Below are 19,570 nucleotides of genomic sequence, written 5' to 3'. Positions count from 1 at the left end.
TCGGCGCTCATTGTCTGCGCAACAGCGCAACCGCGTCGCGCACGGTGAATCCAGGAAGATACGCCCGGGCGAGCGCGAGTCCGATGGCGGGGAGTGCAGCGGGATCCGGGTAGGCCAGCAGAAGCGGCCGCAGCTCGGGCTGGAACTTGCGTTTGAATGCCAGAAGCGAGCCGAAGGCGTACATCGCCTCCAGCGACGACGCGAGGAGGCGGAGCACCCTCTCGAGGGTGCCCTGCCGGGCATCGGACGGCGCAGAGCGTGCCAACGGCGCGGCGGACAGGCTCACGAAGCTCAGGCCGTCATCGCGCGCCCGCTCGGCTGTCGCCGCGATGAGGTACTCCATGACACCGTTCGGTCCGTCCGTTCGGCGCCGCATGAAGTCCAGCGTCCAGCCGTCGACGCGACCGTCACGGTACCCGGGCATCCAGCTCGTAGCGGCCTGGACCGTGCCGTCCGAGGCGCGCGCGATCATGAGCGCGACATCGCGGTCGCGAACCTCGTCGAGGCCGCCGAGTGTGAAGCCCATCTCGGGCAGCTCCTTTCCGGCGACCCACTCCTCCGAGATGTCAGCTATCTGCGCGGCCGTCTCTCTCGAGAGCTCGGTCCAGCTCGTCCACTCCACGCCGAGCCCGTCCCGGCGTGCCCTGTTGACCGCCGTGCGGATGTCCTGAAACCGCCGCCCTTTCGGCGACCAGGCCCGCGCATCGATCACCGCCTCCTCCGCGATGACCAACCTGTCCCAGCCGATCGCCGCGAAGTGCGCATCCCAGTCCCCGGCGTCGACGCTGTAGAACGCCGGCGTCCAGCCGTGATCGTCGCAGTGCCGAGCGAAGTCCGTCATCGCGTCAGCGACGGCATCCGGTCTGCCGAAGGCCGCGCCGATCGTGATCGCGACCCCGCCGACAAGGCGGTAGCCGATGGCGGTTTCGCCGTCCGCACCGAACCAATACGAGGTCAGCGGCCAGGTGGACATGAAAGCGATGTGATCGCCGCCGTGCGTCTGGAGGATGCGTCGCGCACGTTGCGCGTCGGCCGTCGACGATGCGGCCCTGGCGACCAGTGGCGGGATGGCGGCGATCACCACGACCGCCCAGAACACCGGTCCCACTCCGTGGTACAACACCGCGCCGGCTTTCGACGACGGCAGGAAGTCGGGGATCTCACGGTGCAGGAACTCCACCGGAACGAAGCGCTCGACGGCGTCGAACGCCAGATCCGCCACGCTCACGGGCCGGTCGAACGCCGTGGTGCGCAGCGCCCAACCGAGGCCCATGTACACGACGACGAGCGCGAGCGCCGTACCGGTGACCGTGACGAGATAGCGTCGCACCGCTCGCGGAGGCGGCGGAACGTTGAAACTGCGTCGGGTCGCCAGCAGCAGGATCGCCGTCAGCGTCGGGGCGACGACGGTGGCGCCGAGCGTCAGGACGACGCCCCAGGATTCCCCGTGCGGTACGGCGTCGACGCCGGGCAGGCCGGAATGCGGGAGGAATCCCAGGTAATACCCCGCGCAGACGGCGAGCACCACGTTCATGCCGACGCCGAGTCCCCAGGCGAACCGTCGCCCTCGCGCCAGCCCCCAGGTGACCACGACGAGCACGAGGAGGGGAAGCACGCTCAGCACGATGGGGCCGACCGAGCCGATTCGCTCGAGCGTCATGGCGTGCATGCAGGCGCGGCTGACGGCGTACACGCTGCAACTGCGAAGCCCCGCAGGGTCGACGGCCGACCCGTCGTCGAGAAGCATGGCGATGGGGGCGAGCAGACCATGCGGATGTCTCGACATGGCGGCGATGACCGGTCCTGCGGCTCCCGTCGCCACGACGGAGGCCATGAAGACGCGCACCTCGTGATGCGAACTGCGAGCCCACTCCGTTGTACGACTGCCCGGTCTCAGCGCGATTCCGAGCACTAGGCCCACCACGACGGCCAGCGACCGGTACACGTCGACGGGTTCGCCGCGGTAGAGCAGGAACATCACCGTGACGACGACGGTGAGCACACGCATCCGTCGTCGGGTTCGAGCCGTCACGAAGGCGCTCGCCGTCATCACGGCACCGGCCACACCGGTGAGCGGGTCGAGCACGAGAGATGCCCGCACACCGCCGTCCCACATGCCGCCGGCGTATCCGAGCAAGGCCTGCACCGTCGCACCGACGACGTCGGCCGCGATCGCCGTCGCGAAGAAGGCGATGACGGTGCGGGCGGTGCCCATGCGGCGCTCGCTGATGCCGAGCGCGACCGCTCCGACGCCGAGAGCGACCACGAGACCGACGGCGTCGTCGGCGACGAGCAGGGAGGTCACGGGACTCCACCAATGGCCCCACAGCGCCAAGGGCTTGAAGCCGGTGGCGAGCTCTCGCCTGACGGACATCCCCATGCCTGCCGACAGCCAGAGGGCGATCGTTCCCGAGCCCACGGTTGCGAGGTACACGATCGTAAACGGGATGCGCACCGCGGCGTCCAGCACGCGCCGCAGCGTGAGTACGCCGGCCCTCGTCTCTCCCGCAGCAGTGTCGTCCGTCACTTCGTCCCCAGCCCGAGGTGGTCGCAGAGCAATGGCAGAGCGCGGGACAAGACCGTGCGCACCGTGTTCCAGTCGTGTCCGCTCCCCTCAGCGGGGATCACCGTCGCCGTCATGCCAGCGGCCTTCGCTGCCGCTGCCGTGCGCAGCAGGCCCGGCCCGAACTTGCTGTCGGCGGTCCCGTACCCGAAGACGGCCCAGGTGTCGTACGGTGCGTGCGCCTTCAGGAGGTGGAGAGGGCTGGCATCCTGGTAGGCGGATTCGGACCCGCCGAAGCCCTGCGCGAGCGTGCCGGTGCCGATGGTCGGCGCCACCTCGCCTGAGACGTCCACGATGGAGCCGAACAGCTGCGGGTCGCCCGCACCGAACTGCATGGAGCACGTACCGCCCTGAGAGTATCCGGCGACGACCCACGAGAAGCGGGTTGTGCCCACGTTCAGGTGGGATCGGATCCAGTCGGGCACGTCTCGCGTGAGGTACGTCGCCGAGTCGCCGAGCGGCGAGTCCACGCACATCGGGTTGTGCTCGGGCCTGCTCAATTGGTCCGGCACCACGACGATCGGCGCGAGGCCCTGGTGCCGTTCGGCGTACCGGTCGAGATACCGTCCGACCCCAGCCGCGGACGTCATGTCCGCCGGGGTGCCTGGCTGGCCGGAAAACATCTCGATCACGGGAAGCGTGGGCGGATGCGCCACCAGGGCGGCGGGAGGCAGGTAGACGATCGCGGGTCGCGCGGCGAAGTGCGACAGCGTCGCGGGGATCTGCACATGCCCGATCTCGCCGTGCCTCGGAAGGCCTTGGGGTGCGGTCCACTCACTGCCCAGCCGCGGATTCTGAGGAGCCGTCGCCCGCGACTGATGGTGCAGCGCGAGCGCGGGGTACGGGTCGATGCCGAGCGCGTCGGTCAGGTCGCGGTAAGCGCCGAAATCGACGTTGATCCAGGCGGCCGAGGTCAGCAGGAACAGTGGGATGCAGACAACAGCCACCGCACGCCGCCACCATGGACGGGTCACGACGCTCCACGCTGCGACCGCCAGTGCGCCGACACCGCAGGCGATCCAGGCGCGAGTGACGACCGTGAGCGGGAGGCCGAAGACCTGCCACACATCGCTCGTCAGCCAGCCGAGTACGCCGCCCACCACCGTGCCGAGCACGGCGACGGCAATGGCGACGGCTGCCGACCGGATCGAGTACCGCCGCACGAGAAGAATCAGCAGACCGACGCCCGCCAGCACGGTCACCGCGATGAGGAAAGGAGGCTTGTCGACGCGCAGCGTCATCACCGCGTGCAGCATGCTCATCCCTCCGGCTCTCTCCGCAGCTCATGGGGCAGAAGACCGATTCTGGTCGGCCCTCAAGCGGCTCCCGCTCGGCTGAGCGGCCGCTTCAGGAATGTGCCAGGTGACCCCCATGACGCAGACAGCGGGAACGCAGGGACGAGCCGCCACGTGAGAGTGCTCTCAGCGCCAGGCATCCATCGCCTGTGCTGCCTGGTGCTCGATGCCGTCGAGCGATCTCCATGACCGGCATGAACCAGCAGCGCCGGTGCAATGTGTGCCAGGCGCCGCGCCGGCACAGGCCCAATCCAGCGCAAGCCGTGATCGGCGTAGGCAACCCTGAGGCGCTCTTGAGCAGTCATCGGCGCCCGCCTGAGCTTGGTGAGCGACGATGGATTCAGGCGGAACCCGAACCGCTTTAGAACCGAATATCTCCCCCTGTACTGTGGCCGCCTCCCGACCCGAACTGGAGGCGGCCACAGCACTGAATGCGGTCGAGCCCTGCGGTGCAAGGATGAAGCCGTGACGAGGCTGAACATCGTTCCTTCTGCGGATGGCAGCTCGGACGACGCCGACTACGGAGTGATCGGGGCGAACTACAGATTCACGGAAAGACCGCAAGAGCCTCTCGATAGCGGGCCGGGTCGGACCGGGTCTCGCTCGTGACGAGGAGAGCGCGGCTGCCGATGACTCTCGTGTATGTGCCTCGGCACGGGATCTCCACGATCGTCGTCAGTCCCGATCTCCATGCCGGAATCAGTGCGTCCAGGGCGGCATGCTCGGGCTGCTCAGATGCAGGCAATCGACTCCTTCGGACGTGCTGCTCGGACAGCCTACGCATCCATTGCGCGATCTGTTCTGTGAGGGCATCCGGTCCCACGTCCTCGCGCCAGGATGGGCCGGCCAGCTCGCGCAGCAATCGGCCCCGTTCGTCCGACCCCGGTTCGGATGCATGCAAGCGTTCCAGCGCGTCCAGGTCTAGGGGTTCAGCGCTGTGGTGAAGACATTCACGCCACAGCTCTGGCCATTTCTCTCGCCACATACCGAGAGGAGCAGCGGATCGGGCCGCCCCATCCACAGGAGACGGTGTGTCGACAAGTCGCGGCGGAAGATCCTCGCCGACCGGATCCAGGCCCCACGCCTCGCGCAGCCACAAGAGCTCCAGTAGGGCCTGTGAGTCATCCATCACCGTGATCTGCATGTCGTGCGGCCATGGATTGCCGGGAATGGGTTTGGATGAACGCACCGCGCCTCCGTTGGTTGTCGTGTGCCCGCCTGCGGTATTACTGGCCCGCGATGGTGCTGCGTCGTTCGATCATCACCACGTCGCGCCACTGACCGGCATAGGGCCCGTATCCCATCTTGCCGACACGCTGCCGGATCCCGACCGTGCGGAATCCGGTGGCGGCGTGCAGCGCGAGGCTTGCTTCGTTCTCGGGGAAGATGCCCGACTGCACCGTCCAGATGCCTTCGGCTTCCGCCGCCGTCACGAACGCGTCGAGCAGGGCGCGGCCGGTGCCCTGGCCGCGCTCGTCCTCGGCAACATAGATGGAATGCTCGACGACGCCCTCGTAGACGCAGCGCGAGGACACTCGTGAGGCGGCAACCCAACCGGCAACCCGGCCGTCCCGCTCGGCCACCAGGCGCGGGCTGCCGACCTTGGCGCCGTCGAACTCGGCCCAGCTGGGCGGCCGGGCCTCGAACGTGGCATTCCCCGTGTCGATGCCCTGCTGATATATCCGCTGCACCGCGGGCCAGTCGTCGACCTGCATCGGCCGCACGATGAGCGCCATGTCGCCTTCCTTCCGGTGGGTCGAGAGTAGTGGGCCTGCTATGCGGGGTAAAGCTGTGCGATCAGCGCCTCGACACGACGGCGGATCTCGTCCCGGATCGGGCGCACCTTCTCGAGAGGCAGCCCGGCGGGGTCGGCGAGATCCCAATTCTCGTAGCGCTTGCCGGGAAACACGGGACACGCGTCACCACAGCCCATGGTGATCACGATGTCTGCGACGCGCACGTCGTCGACGTCGAGCAATCGTGGCCTGCAGGCGGCGATGTCGATACCATCTTCGGCCATGGCTGCTGCGGCTACCGGGTTGACCCTGTCCCCTGGTTGTGAGCCGGCCGAGCGGACATCCACGCGGCCCGGTGCCGAAGAAGCGAGGTAGCCGGCTGCCATCTGGGAACGACCGGCGTTGTGAACGCAGACGAACAGCACGATGGGCTTCTCCGTCATCGCTTCCTCCAGTCAATACGTGTGTACCGGCCGTCACCGTTTCGTGGCGGCCGGCCGAGGGGGTCAGCAGCAGCCAGGCTCGCAGCAGCCCTCTTCGGGGTCACAACAATCGTTCATCGTCAGCCCTCCTTCCATCGACGGATGTCGATCAGGGGCAGTCTCCGATTAAACATCGACCCTTGTCAATGTATGTGCGACACTGATGTCATGTCCGTCACCGAACTCCTGCCGATCCGCGACCTGCAGGCATGCTGCGCGCCGATCGCGCGCGAGCCGATCGACACCGCCAACGCGGAGTCGCTTGCCAAGTCCCTGAAGGCATTGGCGGACCCTGCCCGGCTGCGCCTGGTGTCGATGGTGGCCGCGCACGCAGACAGCGAAGCATGCGTGTGCGATCTCACCGGCCCCCTCCGGCTGAGCCAGCCCACGGTATCGCACCACCTGAAGGTGCTCGTCGACGCGGGATACCTCACCGTGACCAAACGCGGCACCTGGCACTACTACCGGCTCGTTCCCGGCGCACTCGACGCCGTCGCCGGTCTGCTGGCCACGGTGTGAATGCCACGGTCTGAATCGAAGCGAAAGTAGGGCGGACGGGACTTGAACCCGTGACCGGCGGATTATGAGTCCGATGCTCTAACCAGCTGAGCTACCGCCCCTTGCGAATGCCGCGATCAGTCCGCCGCGGCGGGCGCCACGTCGTCGACGGCGACGTCCGGCACCGCTTCCCCACGATACAGGCACTCGAACGTGGTCAAGGTGCGCTGGATGTCGTGAGCCGCGATGAGGCGCAGCGACTCCTTCTTCATCGCCGTGAGCTCCTCGATCGGCATACGGAGGATCTTCTCCAGCTTGTCGGCGAGATCCTGAGCATCTCCCGGGGTGAACAGGTATCCGTTCTGGCCGTCGTGCACGAGATGCGGCAGCGCCATGGCGTTGGCTGCCACGACGGGCAAGGCGGATGCCATGGCTTCCATCGTCACGATGGATTGCAGTTCGGCGATGGACGGCATCCCGAGCACCGTTGCGCGCGTGTACGCCTCGCGAAGCTCGTCCTCGGACACGTAACCGGTGAACGTCACCCGGTCGGCGATGCCGAGCTGGCTCGCGAGCTGCTCGAGATTCTTGCTCTGGTCGCCGTCGCCGACGATCTCGAGCTTGGCGTCGAGATCGGCGGGGAGCAGTCCGCAGGCACGCACGAGCACATCGATGCGCTTCTCCCCCGTGACCCGGCCCACGAAGACGATGCGATTCTCCGTTCGCGGCTCGAACGACGGTGTGTATTTGTGTGCGTCGATGCCGCACGAGATCGCGTACACGCCGCGAAGGCCGGTGTGCTCCTCGAGGAACTGCGCCGCGCGATGCGTCGGGGTGGTCACCGCTTCGGCTCTCGAGAACGTGCGGCGAACCGACTTCCAGGCGATGCGGACCGCCCAGTCCTGCAGCCATTTCGGGATCAGCGAGAACTCGAGCATGTTCTCCGGCATCAGGTGGTTCGTGCCGATGACCCGGATGCCGCGCTTCTGCGCCTCGATCACGAGCCCGCGTCCGACGATGACCGGAGACTGGAAGTGCACGACGTCGGGCTTCACCTCGTCGAGCACTCTGGCGCTGTTCTGCCTGATCCGCCACGGAAGAGCGAAGCGCAGCCACGGGTGCGGAGGCCAGCGCCAGCTGTGCAGGCGGTGCATGATCATCCGTTGGCCCTCGTGCTCCTCCACCCAGGTGCCGTGCCTGCGCCCTGCTGACGGCGCCATGACATGCACCTCGTGTCCCCTGGCGACGAGGCCGGCGGCGAGGCGTTCCGCGAAGCGGGCGGCACCGTTCACGTCGGGCGCGAAGGTGTCGGCACCGATGAGGACCTTCAGTGGCGCTCGCACGGGCGCAGGCGTAAGCGGTGGTTCCGCTTCCGCGTCGTGTGAGTGGGTCAAGAAGCCATCCTTTTCTTCATGCCGATGGGAGCGCGGCACGATAGTCGCACCGGGAGCCGAGACCGGGCGAGAATACAAGGCCCTAGTCTATGCAGGCGTCTAGCCGCCGGGCGTTTCGGTCTCGGCCGCGTCGTCATACGCCCGAACCCCCGGGTGCACCCTCGCCAGCAGGATCACGCCCACGATGGCCACAGCTCCGAGCACGACGAACGCGAGCATCTGCCACAGTTCGGCGCCTGCGGCCTCGTTGAGGATGACGATGCCGATCGTGACCGCGACGAGCGGGTCGATCACGGTGAGCCCGGCGATGACGAGGTCGGGCGGCCCGGAGGCGTACGCGTTCTGCACGAAGTACGCGCCGAGCACGACAGCGGCAAGGAGTGCGAGAACGCACCACAGCGTGAGCAGGTCGAACTCCTGCTGCTCGATGCGCGCGATCACCGATTTCGCCAGGGTCGCGACGAAGCCGTACAAGAGGCCAGCGCCGACGACGTATCCGAGAGCAGGCAGCTTCGCCCTGAAGACGATGAACGCGATGGCCGACAGCACCAGCACGACGCCGAGCACGATCAGGATCTCGATGAGATCGCTCTCGGTGACGGGCACCTCCCTCGCGGCGAACGCCGCGATCAGCACGAATGCGCCGACACCGCCGACGCACAGGCAGATGGCGAGGATTGAGCGCTTGTTCAGCTTGTTTCCGCTCACCCTGGCGTTGACGATCGACGTGATCACCAGCGAGACGGCGCCGAGCGGCTGCACCACGATCAGCGGGGAGAACGCAAGGCTGGTCAGCTGCAGTGCGATCGCGAGGCCGAGCATCACCGTGCCGAGCACCCATGACGGCCTCGCGAGCAGCAGCGTCAGCTGTCTGACCTTCAGACCGCCGCGGCCGTCGTGGTCGGTGTTGGTCTCGACCTTGGTGACGCCTCTGTGCTGCAGCTGTGCCCCGAGCGAGAGGAAGACCGCTCCGAGCAACGCGATCGGGATGCCGATGAACTGGCGAGGCTGCAGTGCCGAGAGGTCGCTCGACGAAGCAGCCAGATCGGTGATCACCCCACGACACTAACCGCAATCGGCGCCGATACCCTGGTCGAATGGCCGTTCTTCCGATCCGTATCTGTGGCGATCCTGTGCTGCACTCCCCCGCCTCCGAGGTCGTCGAGTTCGACGCCGGACTTCACGAGCTGGTGCGCGACATGTTCGACACCATGGCGGCCGCTCCAGGCGTCGGCCTGGCCGGTCCTCAGGTCGGAGTCGACCGCAGGCTGTTCGTCTACGACTGGACGGATGACAGCGAGGTACGCCACCGCGGCGTAGCGATCAACCCCACGCTCTGGATCGCACCCGTTCCGGCCGGCGAAGCGGATGCCGACACCGAATCGGAAGGGTGCCTCTCGTTCCCGGGCGAACGATTCCCGCTGCGCCGCTCGCCGCGTGCCATCCTGCAGGCCGTCGATGCCGACCAGAAGCCGTTCGAGGTGCGCGCCGACGGATGGCTGGCGAGGATCTTCCAGCACGAGTACGACCACCTCGACGGGCTGCTGTACGTCGACCGCCTGACCGACGGCTTCGCTCGCACGGCCGCGAAGGTGGAGCGCAAGCGCGGCTGGGGCGTGCCCGGACAGAGCTGGCTGCCCGGCGTGGATCACCTGGAGGACTGAGCGCAGCTCGCATCGACGCTTCTGGGGCGCTGTGCACGGAGAGCCGGCGATGCCGGCGCCCGCCCGCACCGGTGCTCCGGCAGCGGGCGGGCATCCGGTCATCGGTTCATCGGGTCATCGGCCCCGGGCGATTGGCGCGGAGCACTTCGAGGCGCTTGCGGTACTCCACCTCGTCGATGTCACCCTGAGCGAACCGCTCGGCGAGCGTCGCCTCGGCGTTGCTGCTCGCCTGCCACGGACCGAACTGCCCGTACGGGCCGTGTTCGCGCCAGAACGCCCGGCGGCGATGAGTCACCAGGAAGACGATCAGGCCGATCACCAGGATCCAGAAGATCGGGATGATGAAGAAGAACGGGAAGAACCCGCCCGCCCATGGCCCGACCCAGTGCGCGGCGGCGGCCGCTGCCACGCCGGCCGACGACTGACCCGCCGACAGGATGAGTGCACTGAACATGATGCGAGAACCTTTCTCTCATGAAGGGGCTCGGTTCGAGCCGATTCCAGGTTCTTGTTGATCGATCTCCGGCGCGTCCGCCGGCGGGAGGAATCCGACTGCTCCATCTGGAGCAGCGCAAGGGCATCGCGTGCTCCTGACGCGCGCGGCGTCAGAACCGACCGGGCGTCACCAGTCCTGACTCGTAGGCGATCACGACGAGATGCACGCGGTCGCGCGCACTGAGCTTGGTGAGGATGCGCGACACGTGCGTCTTCGCGGTGAGCGGGCTCATGAACAGCCGCAGCCCGATCTCGGCGTTGCTGAGGCCTTCCGCGACGAGCGCCAGCACCTCGCGCTCACGCTCGGTGAGCGGCTCCAGCACCGACGCCGTGACTTCCGGACGAGGGGACGCCGCGAGGCGCGCGAGCAGGCGTTTGGTGACCCCGGGCGACAGCAGCGCCTCCCCCGCCGCCGCGACGCGAACCGAGCGGATGAGCTCCACCGGATCGGTGTCTTTCACGAGGAATCCGCTCGCTCCTGCCCTGATCGCCTCCGACACGTACTCGTCGAGCTCGAACGTGGTCACGATCACGACGTGCACCTCGGCAAGCGCCTCGTCGGCGGCGATCTGGGCCGTGGCCCAGAGGCCGTCGCCGTCCGGCATCCGGATGTCCATGAGCACGACATCGGGACGCTCCCGTCGCACGAGCTCGACGGCCTCTCTGCCCGTCGACGCCTCGCCCACGACCGTGACGTCCGGCTCGTGGTCGAGGAGCGAGCGGAATCCCGCGCGCACCAGCTGCTGGTCGTCGGCGAGCACGACGCGGATCATGTCCAACCCCTTCCTGTACCGGCCGACGGTGTCAGCGGAAGCCGCGCCACCACGCGGAAGCCACCGTTCGGCGTGGGACCAGCCTCAAGTGTGCCGCCCAGCGCGGCGGCGCGTTCGCGCATCCCGAGGATGCCGCGTCCCGGCACCCGCGTCGCGCTCCCCTGTTCGGCATCCGGTTCGGCGCGATCGCCAAGGCCGCGCCCCGCCGCGTCGTACGCCGACGCCGCATTCTCGATCCGGATGTCGACCGCGTCGTCCGACGCGGTCACCTCCACGTCGACGGTGGACGCCGCCGCGTGGCGTCGCACGTTCGTGAGCGACTCCTGAACGATGCGGTAGGCCGCGTTCTGTGTCGCCACGGAGACGGCACGACCGCCCGTGCCTGTTCCCGTCGCGATGTCGCCTGACGCCACGATCTCCAGGCCCAGCTGTCGCGTCTCCTCCAGGAGGGCCGGAATGGCGGCGAGGTTGGGTTCCGGACGACGGGGAACGGCCGACTCGGCGCCGGGCTCGTCCGACTGCCGCAGCATGCCCAGCACGCCGCGGACCTCCTCCAATGCCGTCGCACTCGTGTCGCGGATCGACTGTAGGCTGCGCCTGGCGCTTTCCGGATCGTCGTCGAAGAGGTGCAGGCCCACGCCGGCCTGCACGCTGATCTGCGACAGCGAGTGCGCGATCACGTCGTGCAGCTCGCGCGCGATGCGCAGTCGTTCCTCTTCGGCTGCCGAACGCCGGCGCGATCTCTCCTCGCGTGCCGCCGCCCTGAAGCGCTCCCTGCGCGTGCTCGCGCCCGTGACCGCTGCCGCCACAACGCAGAGCACGACGGTCGCGGCGAGCAGCCGGATGCCGCCGTCGGCTCTTGCTCGCACCAGGATCCAGACGACCCCTGCCGACCCCATCCCGGCCAGCGTGCTCCACGCCCACACGCTGTCGCCCGCGACGATCGCCCTGCCCACCGCGAAGGCGACGGGGAGCGCTGCGATCGGGGGCCCTGGTGCCAGTGCGATCGACGGGAGCGCTAGAGCAGCGACGGCGATGACGGCGACTCGTCTCGACGGAACGAGGAGCAGCGCGGCGGCCACGATCCCGCTGCAGACGGCCAGCACCGCGAGCGCGTCAGGCAGGGTGTGCGTTCTGTGCCAGGGTCCGGCGATCGCGAACGCGAGTCCCGGGAGCTGAACGAACACGCTCAGCGCCGCGGCGAAGATCCTCGCCCGCCATGACCGGCGCGCCCGTTGCCCGGGCGAGAGTTCTGGCCCGGTGCGCAGCCAGGGCGGGTATGGCACCTCCTCATGCTAGCCAGCGCGCTCAGAGCGCCCATCGGCCTGACGGCGAGGCGTGCTACTCCCCGGGGAGTACGACGACCGGCCTCGCGAATGCCGCTGAGGACGGGATGCAGCTGAGGATCCTCGCCTCCGGCCTACGTCCCTTGCGCCGCCCCTGTCTCCGCCGGACGGTCCGCGTGCTGAGACCACTGGCTCCATGAGCCGGGGTACAGCGCAGCGGAGAAGCCCGCGAGCATCAGCGCGGCCGTGTTGTGCGCGGCGGTGACGCCCGAGCCGCAGTACGTGGCGACCTGCCCGTCACCCGTGACGCCCGCCTCCCGGAACCGCGCCTTCAGGTCATCCACCGCCAGGAATCTGCCCGCTGCGTCGATGTTGCCGGAGGTGGGCGTGTTCCGAGCCCCGGGTATGTGCCCGGCTCGCGGGTCTACCGGCTTCGTTTCGCCCCGATATCGCTCGGGCGCGCGAGCATCCAGCAGCACGCCGTGCTCGGGAATCGCGCCCGCCTCCTCCATCGAGACGACCGGGAGGCTGCCGTACTCGAGCGACACCGTGCCCGGGAGCACGTGCACGTCACCGGTCTCGAGCGCACGGCCTGAGGCGATCCATGCCCGGAGGCCGCCGTCGAGCATCCGCACACCCTCGAAGCCGCCGTGCCGCAGCAGCCACCATGCCCGAGCCGCCGACATGTTGCCCAGATCGTCGTACACCACGACGAGATCCCCGTCGTCGATGCCCCACGGACGCGCGTCGGCCTCGAGCTGCTCGACGGGAGGCAGCGGATGCCTGCCCTCGCGCGGTTCGCCCTTCCTGGCCAGCTGCGTGTCAAGATCGACGTACACAGCGCCGGGCAGGTGGCCGGCGCTGTACTGCGGGCGTCCGTCCGGCCGATCCAGTCGCCAGCGCACGTCGAGCATGCGCACCGGCCTGCCGCCGGAGTGTGCCGCTTCGAGCGCTGCAGCCAGATCGTCGGGTGTGATGAGGATGTCGTCGCGATCGGACATGCAGGCAACGGTACCGATCGACTCCGGACTTCGTTCGCGGGGACGACGCAGCGGCACGCTGCTCGAGGCACGGGGCGCGAGGGTCGAGGCTCGAGGCTCGAGGCTCTGGGCACGAGGAGCACGGCCCGAGCGCGATGGCCGGAACGACGAAGGCTCCCATCGGGAGTGATGAGAGCCTTCTGCTGCTCCCCCACTTGGACTCGAACCAAGAACCTGCCGGTTAACAGCCGGCTGCTCTGCCAATTGAGCTATGGAGGAATGCCCCGTGAAGGGGCTCCCCTACTTTACCAAAGCGGGGGCCACGACCAAATCGAGAAGCGCCCCTGCGCGTGCCGCCGGGCGGCGCTCACTCGCTGAGCTTGAGAGCCTCGGCGAGCTGGGCGACATAAGGGTGGGTCGGAGCCGTGAAAACGTCCTCCATCGTGCCGTAGCCGACGAGCGAACCCGACTGCAGCACGGCGACAGTGGCCGTCGCATGGCGCAGCACGCGGGCGTCGTGGCTGACGATGACGGCGGCGAAGTCGTGCTCTCCGTGCAGCTGCGCGAGCAGGTCGACGACGGCGTCTCGAACCGTGACGTCGATGCCCGCCGTCGGCTCGTCCGCGACCAGCACGCTCGGCCCGAGCACGAGCGCCTGGGCGATGGCCACTCGTTGCCGCTGGCCGCTGCTGAGCTCGTACGGGTACTTGTCCAGCACGCCGAGCGGCAGTTGCACGGAGTCGAGCATGGATGCCACGCGAAGGCCCGCGTCACGCCTGCTGAACCGCTTGTCGCGCTCGTAGATGGGCGCGGCGACCAGGTCGGAGACCGTCATCACGCGATCCAGTCGGGCGCCGGCATCCTGTCGCAGATAGCCGACGTGGAACGTCAGTTCGTCCCTTGCGCGCGAACGCAGCCTGCGGATCGAATGCCCCATCACGGTCGCATCCCCGCCCGTGATGCGCGGTGCGGCGGCGCCGTCGGAGTCGGCCCTGGCAGAGATGATGCGGGCAAGCGTGCTCTTGCCCGAGCCGCTCTCGCCCAGGATGCCGAGCACCTCGTCGGGTCGAACGCGCAGGCTGATGCCGCGGAGGGCGACGCATCCGCTCGAAGCGCCGTGCGGCGGGTACTCCGCCGAGAGATCGTCGAGCACGATCGGGTCACGGTACGTCTGTTCGGTCATGCGGTGACTCCGGCGAGCATGACATTCAGCCTATTGGGGTGCGCCGGCGAGGGCGGCCCGGGACACCCTGCTGCCGGAGCCGAGCGGCCTGTGACTCGAAGTCACTCGCCCCGCAGTCGCGCCCGCTCGGCGTCGATCTGCACCAGCTCGCGTTGGATGGCGGCCAGCGCCTCGCGGTCGGACTGGTCGGTGCGCTGCAAGCGGCCGAGCGCGTCTGCCTTGCGGCGCAGCAGGTCGCGGTCGAGCATGGATGCCGTCACGGAGGTCGCGAAGACGGCCGCACCGGCCTCATCGCGTGCCGGGATGGGTGCGACGCTCAGCTGAAGCGTCAGCGCCCGGAACGGGGCCGGCACGTCGTTCACCACGCGCTCCAGCCATCCGGGCGCCGCGTACGAATCGACGTTGGCCGCTACCGCGTCGCGGACCACGGCGAGCGATGCGTTGGAGAAGCCGGCATGCGACACCGCAACGGCGCGCTCGTGGCCGACATGCTGCGGGTACTGCAGCACAGCCATCAGGGCCTCTCGCTCCAGCCGGGTGGCAGGATCGGAGCCGATGCTCGACAGGCTCACCTCCGGAGCCCGCGGAGCCTCGTGTTCCTGCTCCGCGCGCCTCTGGCCGGCTCCCTGCTGGCCGGGTCTCTGCTGGCCGACTCCTTGCTGGCCGGGCCGGTCACGGCCCCCCGTCTCGCCCCGTGCCTGACCGGGTCCTCCCTGAGCTGCAGGATGCCGCAGCGCCGCCTGCACGGCCGACTGCACCTCACCCAGTTCCGCGCCGAGCATGCGCGCCAGCTGCCTGGTGTAGCCGGGGCGAAGCGCGGCATCCCGGATGCCCGCCACGATCGGCGCGCACTCGCGCAGTGCTGCGACCCGCCCCTCGACCGTCTCCAGGTCGTACTTGCCGAGCGCCTGCCGGATCACGAAATCGAACATGGGGCGCTTCGTGTCCACCATGCGCCGAACGGCCGCGTCACCCTGCGCCAGCCTGAGATCACACGGGTCGAGACCCTCCGGGCCGACCGCGACGTACGTCTGCGCGGCGAAGCGCCGCTCCTCGCCGAACGCGCGCAACGCCGCCTTCTGGCCCGCCTCGTCGGGATCGAACGTGAAGACGACTTCGCCGAGGCCGTTGTCGTCGCCCAGCACGCGGCGCAGCACCTTGATGTGGTCGACGCCGAACGAGGTTCCGCACGTGGCGACGGCTGTATCGACTCCCGCCAGGTGACACGCCATCACGTCGGTGTATCCCTCGACGACAACCACGCGATGCGAGCGCCCGATCTCGCGTTTGGCGAGATCGAGGCCATAGAGCACCTGAGCCTTGTGGTAGATCGCCGTCTCCGGCGTGTTCAGATACTTGGGACCCTTGTCGTCGTCGAACAGCCGCCTGGCGCCGAAGCCAACCGTCTGGCCGGTCACATCGCGGATCGGCCAGATCACGCGCCCCCTGAACCTGTCATAGGCGCTGCCGCGCTCGCCCGTGGAGACGAGTCCGGATGCCGCAAGCTCCTCGGCGCTGAAACCGCGGCCGCGCAGGTGCGCACCGAGGGCATCCCACGAGTTGGGCGCGAACCCCACGCCGAATCGTTCGGCGGCGGCCGGGTCGAAGCCGCGCTCGCCGAGGAAGCGTCTGGCTGCCTCCGCCTCGGGGGCGCCGAGCCGCTCACGGAAGAACTCCTCGGCCGCCGCGTTCGCGGCGATGAGCCGTGCCCGGTTGCCGACCTCGGCCGCAGCGGGCCCGCCGTCTTCGTAGTGCAGACTGAACCCGATGCGCGCAGCCAGCCGTTCGACCGCTTCGGCGAACGTGACGTGGTCCATCTTCTGCAGGAAGCTGTAGACGTCGCCGCTCTCGCCGCAGCCGAAGCAGTGATAGAACCCCACCTGAGGCCGCACGTGGAAGCTCGGACTCCGCTCGTCGTGGAACGGGCACAGGCCCTTCAGCGACCCGACGCCCGCGGACTTCAGCGCAACGTAGTCGCCGACGATGTCGGCGATGTTCGTGCGGGCCTTGACCTCTTCGACATCGCTCTGTCGAATGCGGCCCGCCATGGCGTTGATTCTAGGGGCGATGCCGCGCCACCGGCCGCGAGCTCGCTCCCGTGGGGGTCGGAAGCGCCTGTGGACGCAGGGTCTGCGCCCCGGAAGCGGCAGCTCAGTCTGCGGCGTGCGGCGCGTGGCGTAGGCGCTCGAACCAGGCGATGGCCGACTGGTCGGTGAGGCTCGCCACCTGATCCACCACCGCACGCTTACGCTCAGCGTCGTCCGACGCCTGCCGCCAGTCCTCAGCGAAGCCGGGGTCGAGGTTCTGCTCGCCCGTCGACAGCAGCACGTCGGCAAGCTCCGACAGCATCGTCCGCTGCCTGGCGTAGATGGGCTGCCTCGTGTTCCGTGACATCACGAACGTCGCCACGATGCCCTTGAGCACGGCGATCTCGGCCTGGATGCCGCGCGGCACGACGACTTCCGCACCGAACCGGATGAGGCTCGTCTGCGGATACGCCTCCCTGGTGGCACGCGCCGACGACACCGCGAACCGGCCGATCAGCTGGCTCGTGAGATTCTTCAGCCGCCCCTGGGCTCTGCGGGAGCCGTCCCAGTCGTCGAGCCAGACATCCAGGCTGTCCAGCCGGTCGAACGCCTCGATGAGCTCGTCGTGGCCGACCTCGCCGCCGATCCACTCGTACATCGAACCGACGAGCGCGTCGTGGTCGACCCGGCGGCCGAGCGCCGCGACGTCGATGTATCCGTTCACCACGGCGTCCTCGAAGTCGTGCACGGAGTACGCGATGTCGTCGGAGAGGTCCATCACCTGCGCCTCGATGCAGCGCACGCGGTCCGGTGCGCCCTGCCGCAGCCAGTGGAAGACCGGCTCGTCGTCGGCGTAGAAGCCGAACTTGGCGCGACCGCTGGGGTCGGCGACGGAGGATGACGCCGGCCATGGATACTTGCAGCTCGCGTCGAGGCTGGCGCGCGTGAGATTCAGCCCGTACGGCCGACCATCCGAGCCGAACACCTTGGGCTCGAGCCTCGTGAGCAGGCGCAGCGTCTGCGCGTTGCCTTCGAACCCTCCGATGTCTGCAGCCCATTCGGACAGCGCGCGTTCCCCGTTGTGCCCGAACGGCGGATGCCCGATGTCGTGCGCGAGGCACGCCGTGTCCACGACGTCGGGGTCGAGCCCCAGGCTGGATGCCAGCTCGCGGCCCACCTGCGCCACCTCGAGCGAGTGCGTGAGCCGGTTGCGCGCGAAGTCCAGGCCCGCCGTCGGGCTGAGCACCTGCGTCTTCGCGGCGAGCCTGCGCAGCGCGCTGGAATGCAGCAGCCGCGCGCGGTCTCGGGCGAAGTCGCTGCGCCGCGTCGAGTGCTCCTCGGCGAGCCAGCGCTCGCGGTCGAAGGCGGTGTAGCCCGCCTGCTCCGACGAACGGTTGTGGTGCGCCGCACCCGCGTCGGCCTCCATGGTGGTGCCGGGATCAGCCGCCACTCGTGTTCACCTCAGCCTCGGCGAGCTGCGCGTGCTGGTCGGCCGCGATGGACCGGGACTCGAGCCATCGGTCGGGCAGCGCAGGGACCTTGGGCGTTCCCGCCCGCCCGCGCGGACCCTCCGCGTCTTCGCCCGGGTACGGCAGCGTGGGGTCGAGCGTGCCGAGCAGATCGTCCAGCTGCTGCAGCGACTCGACGGTGGCGAGCCTCGCGCGCAGCTCGCCGCCGACCGGGTAGCCCTTGAAGTACCACGCGACATGCTTGCGGATGTCGCGGCATCCGCGCTCCTCGCTCTCGAAGAACTCCACGAGCAGCTCGGCATGCCTGCGGAATGCGGCCATCACCTCGCCGAGATCGGGATGCGCGGTGGCGGCGGACGCCTCCTCGGCGCTGAGCTGCCCGGAACGTGCGCGGAACGCGGCGGCCAGGTCGCCGAACAGCCAGGGACGCCCCAGGCAGCCGCGACCGACGACGACACCGTCGCAGCCCGTCTGCTCGACCATCGCCACGGCGTCCTGTGCCGTCCAGATGTCGCCGTTGCCGAGCACCGGAACGCTCGTCACCGTCTCTTTCAGCTTCGCGATCGCCGACCAGTCCGAATGGCCGGAGTAGAACTCGCTCGCCGTTCGCGCGTGAAGCGCGATCGAGGAGACACCGGCGTCCTCGGCGATGCGGCCCGCCTCGAGGTACGTGAGGTGGTCGGCGTCGATGCCCTTGCGCATCTTGATGGTCAGCGGCAGCTCACCGGATGCCTGCACGGCGCTGGTCACGATGTCGCGGAAGAGGTCGACCTTCCACGGCAGCGCGGCACCGCCGCCCTTGCGCGTGACCTTGGGAACCGGGCATCCGAAGTTCAGGTCGATGTGATCCGCGCGGTCCTCGGCGACGAGCATGGTGACGGCCTCGCGCACCGTCGTCGGATCGACGCCGTAGAGCTGGATGGAACGCGGCGTCTCGCTCTCGTGGTGCCTGATGAGCCGCATCGACTCCGGCGTGCGCTCCACGAGCGCGCGCGACGTGATCATCTCGCTGACGTAGAGACCGGCGCCGAACTCGCGGCACAGGCGCCGGAACGCCGTGTTCGTGATGCCCGCCATGGGGGCGAGCACGACCGGAACGTCGAGTGACAGCGGCCCGATGGCCAGCCGGCCGTCGGTGCGGGACCCGTGCTCAGGCGGCGCGGCGCTTAGGGTTGCGGAGGGAGACATCGTTCATGATTCTCCCAGATTGCGCCTGAAAGAACAGGCGAGCGAGAGGAGCGGTGGACAGCGATGGCGGACGGACGAGATCGAGTGCTGCAGGATGCCGCCTCCCGCGGCGTGGACGTCCGCATCGTCGAGCGGCCGGCGGCCGGCTCTCTGCACGAGGCGGCAGCACTGCTCGGCATCCAGCCGGGCGACATCGTGAAGACGCTCGTCGTCAAGCGGCACAGCGGCGACTACCTGTTCGCCCTCGTTCCCGGTGGACGCAAGATCTCGTGGGCGAAGCTGCGCTCCCTCGTCGGGGCGAACAAGCTCTCACTGCCCGATGCCGACCTCGCGCTGGAGGCCACGGGATACGAACGCGGCACCATCACGCCGTTCGGCTCGACCACGGCGTGGCCGGTCTTCGCGGACTCCAGCATCGTCGGCCGCACGGTGGCGATGGGCGCAGGCGCGCACGGCTACAGCGCGTTCGTCGACGCGGACGCGCTGATCAAGGGCTTCGACGCGACGGTCGCCGACATCACCGAGCCGGAGTGACCT

The 19,570-nt window shown here is 68.8% G+C and carries 17 protein-coding genes and 2 tRNA genes; 3 read left to right on the top strand and 16 right to left on the bottom strand.

The genetic code is table 11. From position 1 onward, the window contains the following. Positions 1 to 7 precede the first annotated feature (7 nt). The 4 genes from VHB92_RS01730 to VHB92_RS01715 form a co-directional block, all read right to left on the bottom strand. On the bottom strand, positions 8 to 2,527 hold the full coding sequence (locus VHB92_RS01730; protein WP_325450746.1) for a DUF2156 domain-containing protein: 2,520 nt from the start codon (positions 2,525 to 2,527) through the stop codon (positions 8 to 10). Beyond that, positions 2,524 to 3,825 (bottom strand): alpha/beta hydrolase, encoded by a 1,302-nt coding sequence (locus VHB92_RS01725; protein WP_325450744.1) that lies wholly within the window; start codon positions 3,823 to 3,825, stop codon positions 2,524 to 2,526. The genes VHB92_RS01730 and VHB92_RS01725 overlap by 4 nt, the downstream gene beginning before the upstream one ends. Positions 3,826 to 5,084: 1,259 nt before the next feature. Beyond that, positions 5,085 to 5,594: a GNAT family N-acetyltransferase gene (locus tag VHB92_RS01720; protein ID WP_325450742.1), complete on the bottom strand. Its 510-nt coding sequence runs from the start codon at positions 5,592 to 5,594 to the stop codon at positions 5,085 to 5,087. A 38-nt stretch (positions 5,595 to 5,632) separates the two neighbouring features. After that, positions 5,633 to 6,037 carry an arsenate reductase ArsC gene (locus VHB92_RS01715; protein WP_325450739.1) on the bottom strand — a complete coding sequence of 135 codons (405 nt, stop codon included), beginning with the start codon at positions 6,035 to 6,037 and terminating at the stop codon, positions 5,633 to 5,635. Positions 6,038 to 6,244: 207 nt separating this feature from the next. Between VHB92_RS01715 and VHB92_RS01710 the strand changes: the two genes are divergently transcribed. Beyond that, positions 6,245 to 6,595, top strand: a complete 351-nt coding sequence (locus tag VHB92_RS01710; protein WP_325450737.1) for a metalloregulator ArsR/SmtB family transcription factor — start codon at positions 6,245 to 6,247, stop codon at positions 6,593 to 6,595. 27 nt (positions 6,596 to 6,622) lie between these two features. On the opposite strand, the gene VHB92_RS01705 is transcribed toward VHB92_RS01710, so the two are convergent. The 3 genes from VHB92_RS01705 to VHB92_RS01695 all read right to left on the bottom strand — a co-directional run bounded on the left by VHB92_RS01705 (position 6,623) and on the right by VHB92_RS01695 (position 9,024). Then, a tRNA-Ile gene (locus VHB92_RS01705) sits at positions 6,623 to 6,696 on the bottom strand. Between the two features lie 15 nt (positions 6,697 to 6,711). Next, positions 6,712 to 7,968 carry a glycosyltransferase gene (locus tag VHB92_RS01700; protein ID WP_325450735.1) on the bottom strand — a complete coding sequence of 419 codons (1,257 nt, stop codon included), beginning with the start codon at positions 7,966 to 7,968 and terminating at the stop codon, positions 6,712 to 6,714. A gap of 99 nt (positions 7,969 to 8,067) precedes the next feature. Beyond that, positions 8,068 to 9,024 carry a DMT family transporter gene (locus VHB92_RS01695; RefSeq protein ID WP_325450733.1) on the bottom strand — a complete coding sequence of 319 codons (957 nt, stop codon included), beginning with the start codon at positions 9,022 to 9,024 and terminating at the stop codon, positions 8,068 to 8,070. A gap of 41 nt (positions 9,025 to 9,065) precedes the next feature. On the opposite strand from VHB92_RS01695, the gene def reads away from it, so the two are divergent. Next, the gene (gene def, locus VHB92_RS01690) at positions 9,066 to 9,632 is read left to right on the top strand and encodes a peptide deformylase (protein ID WP_325450731.1); all 567 of its coding nucleotides are present in this window, start codon (positions 9,066 to 9,068) and stop codon (positions 9,630 to 9,632) included. Between the two features lie 106 nt (positions 9,633 to 9,738). Here the strand turns inward: def and VHB92_RS01685 are convergent, their stop codons facing one another. The 9 genes from VHB92_RS01685 to dusB all read right to left on the bottom strand — a co-directional run bounded on the left by VHB92_RS01685 (position 9,739) and on the right by dusB (position 19,033). Continuing rightward, positions 9,739 to 10,086: a hypothetical protein gene (locus tag VHB92_RS01685; RefSeq protein ID WP_325450729.1), complete on the bottom strand. Its 348-nt coding sequence runs from the start codon at positions 10,084 to 10,086 to the stop codon at positions 9,739 to 9,741. A gap of 151 nt (positions 10,087 to 10,237) precedes the next feature. Beyond that, complete coding sequence (locus tag VHB92_RS01680) at positions 10,238 to 10,900, bottom strand: response regulator transcription factor (RefSeq protein ID WP_325450728.1); 663 nt, start codon at positions 10,898 to 10,900, stop codon at positions 10,238 to 10,240. Further along, entirely contained in the window at positions 10,897 to 12,186 is a 1,290-nt protein-coding gene (locus VHB92_RS01675) for a sensor histidine kinase (protein WP_325450727.1), read from the bottom strand. The genes VHB92_RS01680 and VHB92_RS01675 overlap by 4 nt, the downstream gene beginning before the upstream one ends. A gap of 134 nt (positions 12,187 to 12,320) precedes the next feature. Continuing rightward, positions 12,321 to 13,187, bottom strand: coding sequence for a sulfurtransferase (locus tag VHB92_RS01670; RefSeq protein ID WP_325450725.1), 867 nt, complete (start codon positions 13,185 to 13,187; stop codon positions 12,321 to 12,323). A gap of 185 nt (positions 13,188 to 13,372) precedes the next feature. After that, positions 13,373 to 13,445, bottom strand: a tRNA-Asn gene (locus VHB92_RS01665). A gap of 88 nt (positions 13,446 to 13,533) precedes the next feature. After that, the gene (locus tag VHB92_RS01660; protein ID WP_325450723.1) at positions 13,534 to 14,349 is read right to left on the bottom strand and encodes a dipeptide/oligopeptide/nickel ABC transporter ATP-binding protein; all 816 of its coding nucleotides are present in this window, start codon (positions 14,347 to 14,349) and stop codon (positions 13,534 to 13,536) included. 101 nt (positions 14,350 to 14,450) lie between these two features. After that, positions 14,451 to 16,397, bottom strand: coding sequence for a DNA primase (gene dnaG, locus VHB92_RS01655; protein WP_325450720.1), 1,947 nt, complete (start codon positions 16,395 to 16,397; stop codon positions 14,451 to 14,453). Between the two features lie 103 nt (positions 16,398 to 16,500). Continuing rightward, complete coding sequence (locus VHB92_RS01650) at positions 16,501 to 17,802, bottom strand: deoxyguanosinetriphosphate triphosphohydrolase (RefSeq protein ID WP_325450781.1); 1,302 nt, start codon at positions 17,800 to 17,802, stop codon at positions 16,501 to 16,503. A 13-nt stretch (positions 17,803 to 17,815) separates the two neighbouring features. Continuing rightward, entirely contained in the window at positions 17,816 to 19,033 is a 1,218-nt protein-coding gene (dusB, locus tag VHB92_RS01645; RefSeq protein WP_325450718.1) for a tRNA dihydrouridine synthase DusB, read from the bottom strand. A gap of 63 nt (positions 19,034 to 19,096) precedes the next feature. Between dusB and VHB92_RS01640 the strand changes: the two genes are divergently transcribed. Next, positions 19,097 to 19,567, top strand: coding sequence for a YbaK/EbsC family protein (locus VHB92_RS01640; protein ID WP_325450716.1), 471 nt, complete (start codon positions 19,097 to 19,099; stop codon positions 19,565 to 19,567). Positions 19,568 to 19,570 lie beyond the last annotated feature (3 nt).

This window comes from Humibacter sp. (assembly GCF_035547335.1).
In the GTDB taxonomy this organism is placed as follows: Bacteria; Actinomycetota; Actinomycetes; order Actinomycetales; family Microbacteriaceae; genus Humibacter.
The sequence above is the reverse complement of the archived record's forward strand: the minus strand, read 5'-3'. Positions and strand labels throughout refer to the sequence as shown.

Coding starts and splice junctions, on each gene's coding strand:
- VHB92_RS01640 (WP_325450716.1), top strand. CDS start 19,097: ATGGCGGACGGACGAGATCGAGTGCTGCAGGATGCCGCCTCCCGCGGC.
- VHB92_RS01685 (WP_325450729.1), bottom strand. CDS start 10,086: ATGTTCAGTGCACTCATCCTGTCGGCGGGTCAGTCGTCGGCCGGCGTG.
- def (WP_325450731.1), top strand. CDS start 9,066: ATGGCCGTTCTTCCGATCCGTATCTGTGGCGATCCTGTGCTGCACTCC.
- dusB (WP_325450718.1), bottom strand. CDS start 19,033: ATGTCTCCCTCCGCAACCCTAAGCGCCGCGCCGCCTGAGCACGGGTCC.
- VHB92_RS01710 (WP_325450737.1), top strand. CDS start 6,245: ATGTCCGTCACCGAACTCCTGCCGATCCGCGACCTGCAGGCATGCTGC.
- dnaG (WP_325450720.1), bottom strand. CDS start 16,397: ATGGCGGGCCGCATTCGACAGAGCGATGTCGAAGAGGTCAAGGCCCGC.
- VHB92_RS01725 (WP_325450744.1), bottom strand. CDS start 3,825: ATGAGCATGCTGCACGCGGTGATGACGCTGCGCGTCGACAAGCCTCCT.
- VHB92_RS01660 (WP_325450723.1), bottom strand. CDS start 14,349: ATGACCGAACAGACGTACCGTGACCCGATCGTGCTCGACGATCTCTCG.
- VHB92_RS01650 (WP_325450781.1), bottom strand. CDS start 17,802: ATGGAGGCCGACGCGGGTGCGGCGCACCACAACCGTTCGTCGGAGCAG.
- VHB92_RS01720 (WP_325450742.1), bottom strand. CDS start 5,594: ATGGCGCTCATCGTGCGGCCGATGCAGGTCGACGACTGGCCCGCGGTG.
- VHB92_RS01680 (WP_325450728.1), bottom strand. CDS start 10,900: ATGATCCGCGTCGTGCTCGCCGACGACCAGCAGCTGGTGCGCGCGGGA.
- VHB92_RS01715 (WP_325450739.1), bottom strand. CDS start 6,037: ATGACGGAGAAGCCCATCGTGCTGTTCGTCTGCGTTCACAACGCCGGT.
- VHB92_RS01670 (WP_325450725.1), bottom strand. CDS start 13,187: ATGTCCGATCGCGACGACATCCTCATCACACCCGACGATCTGGCTGCA.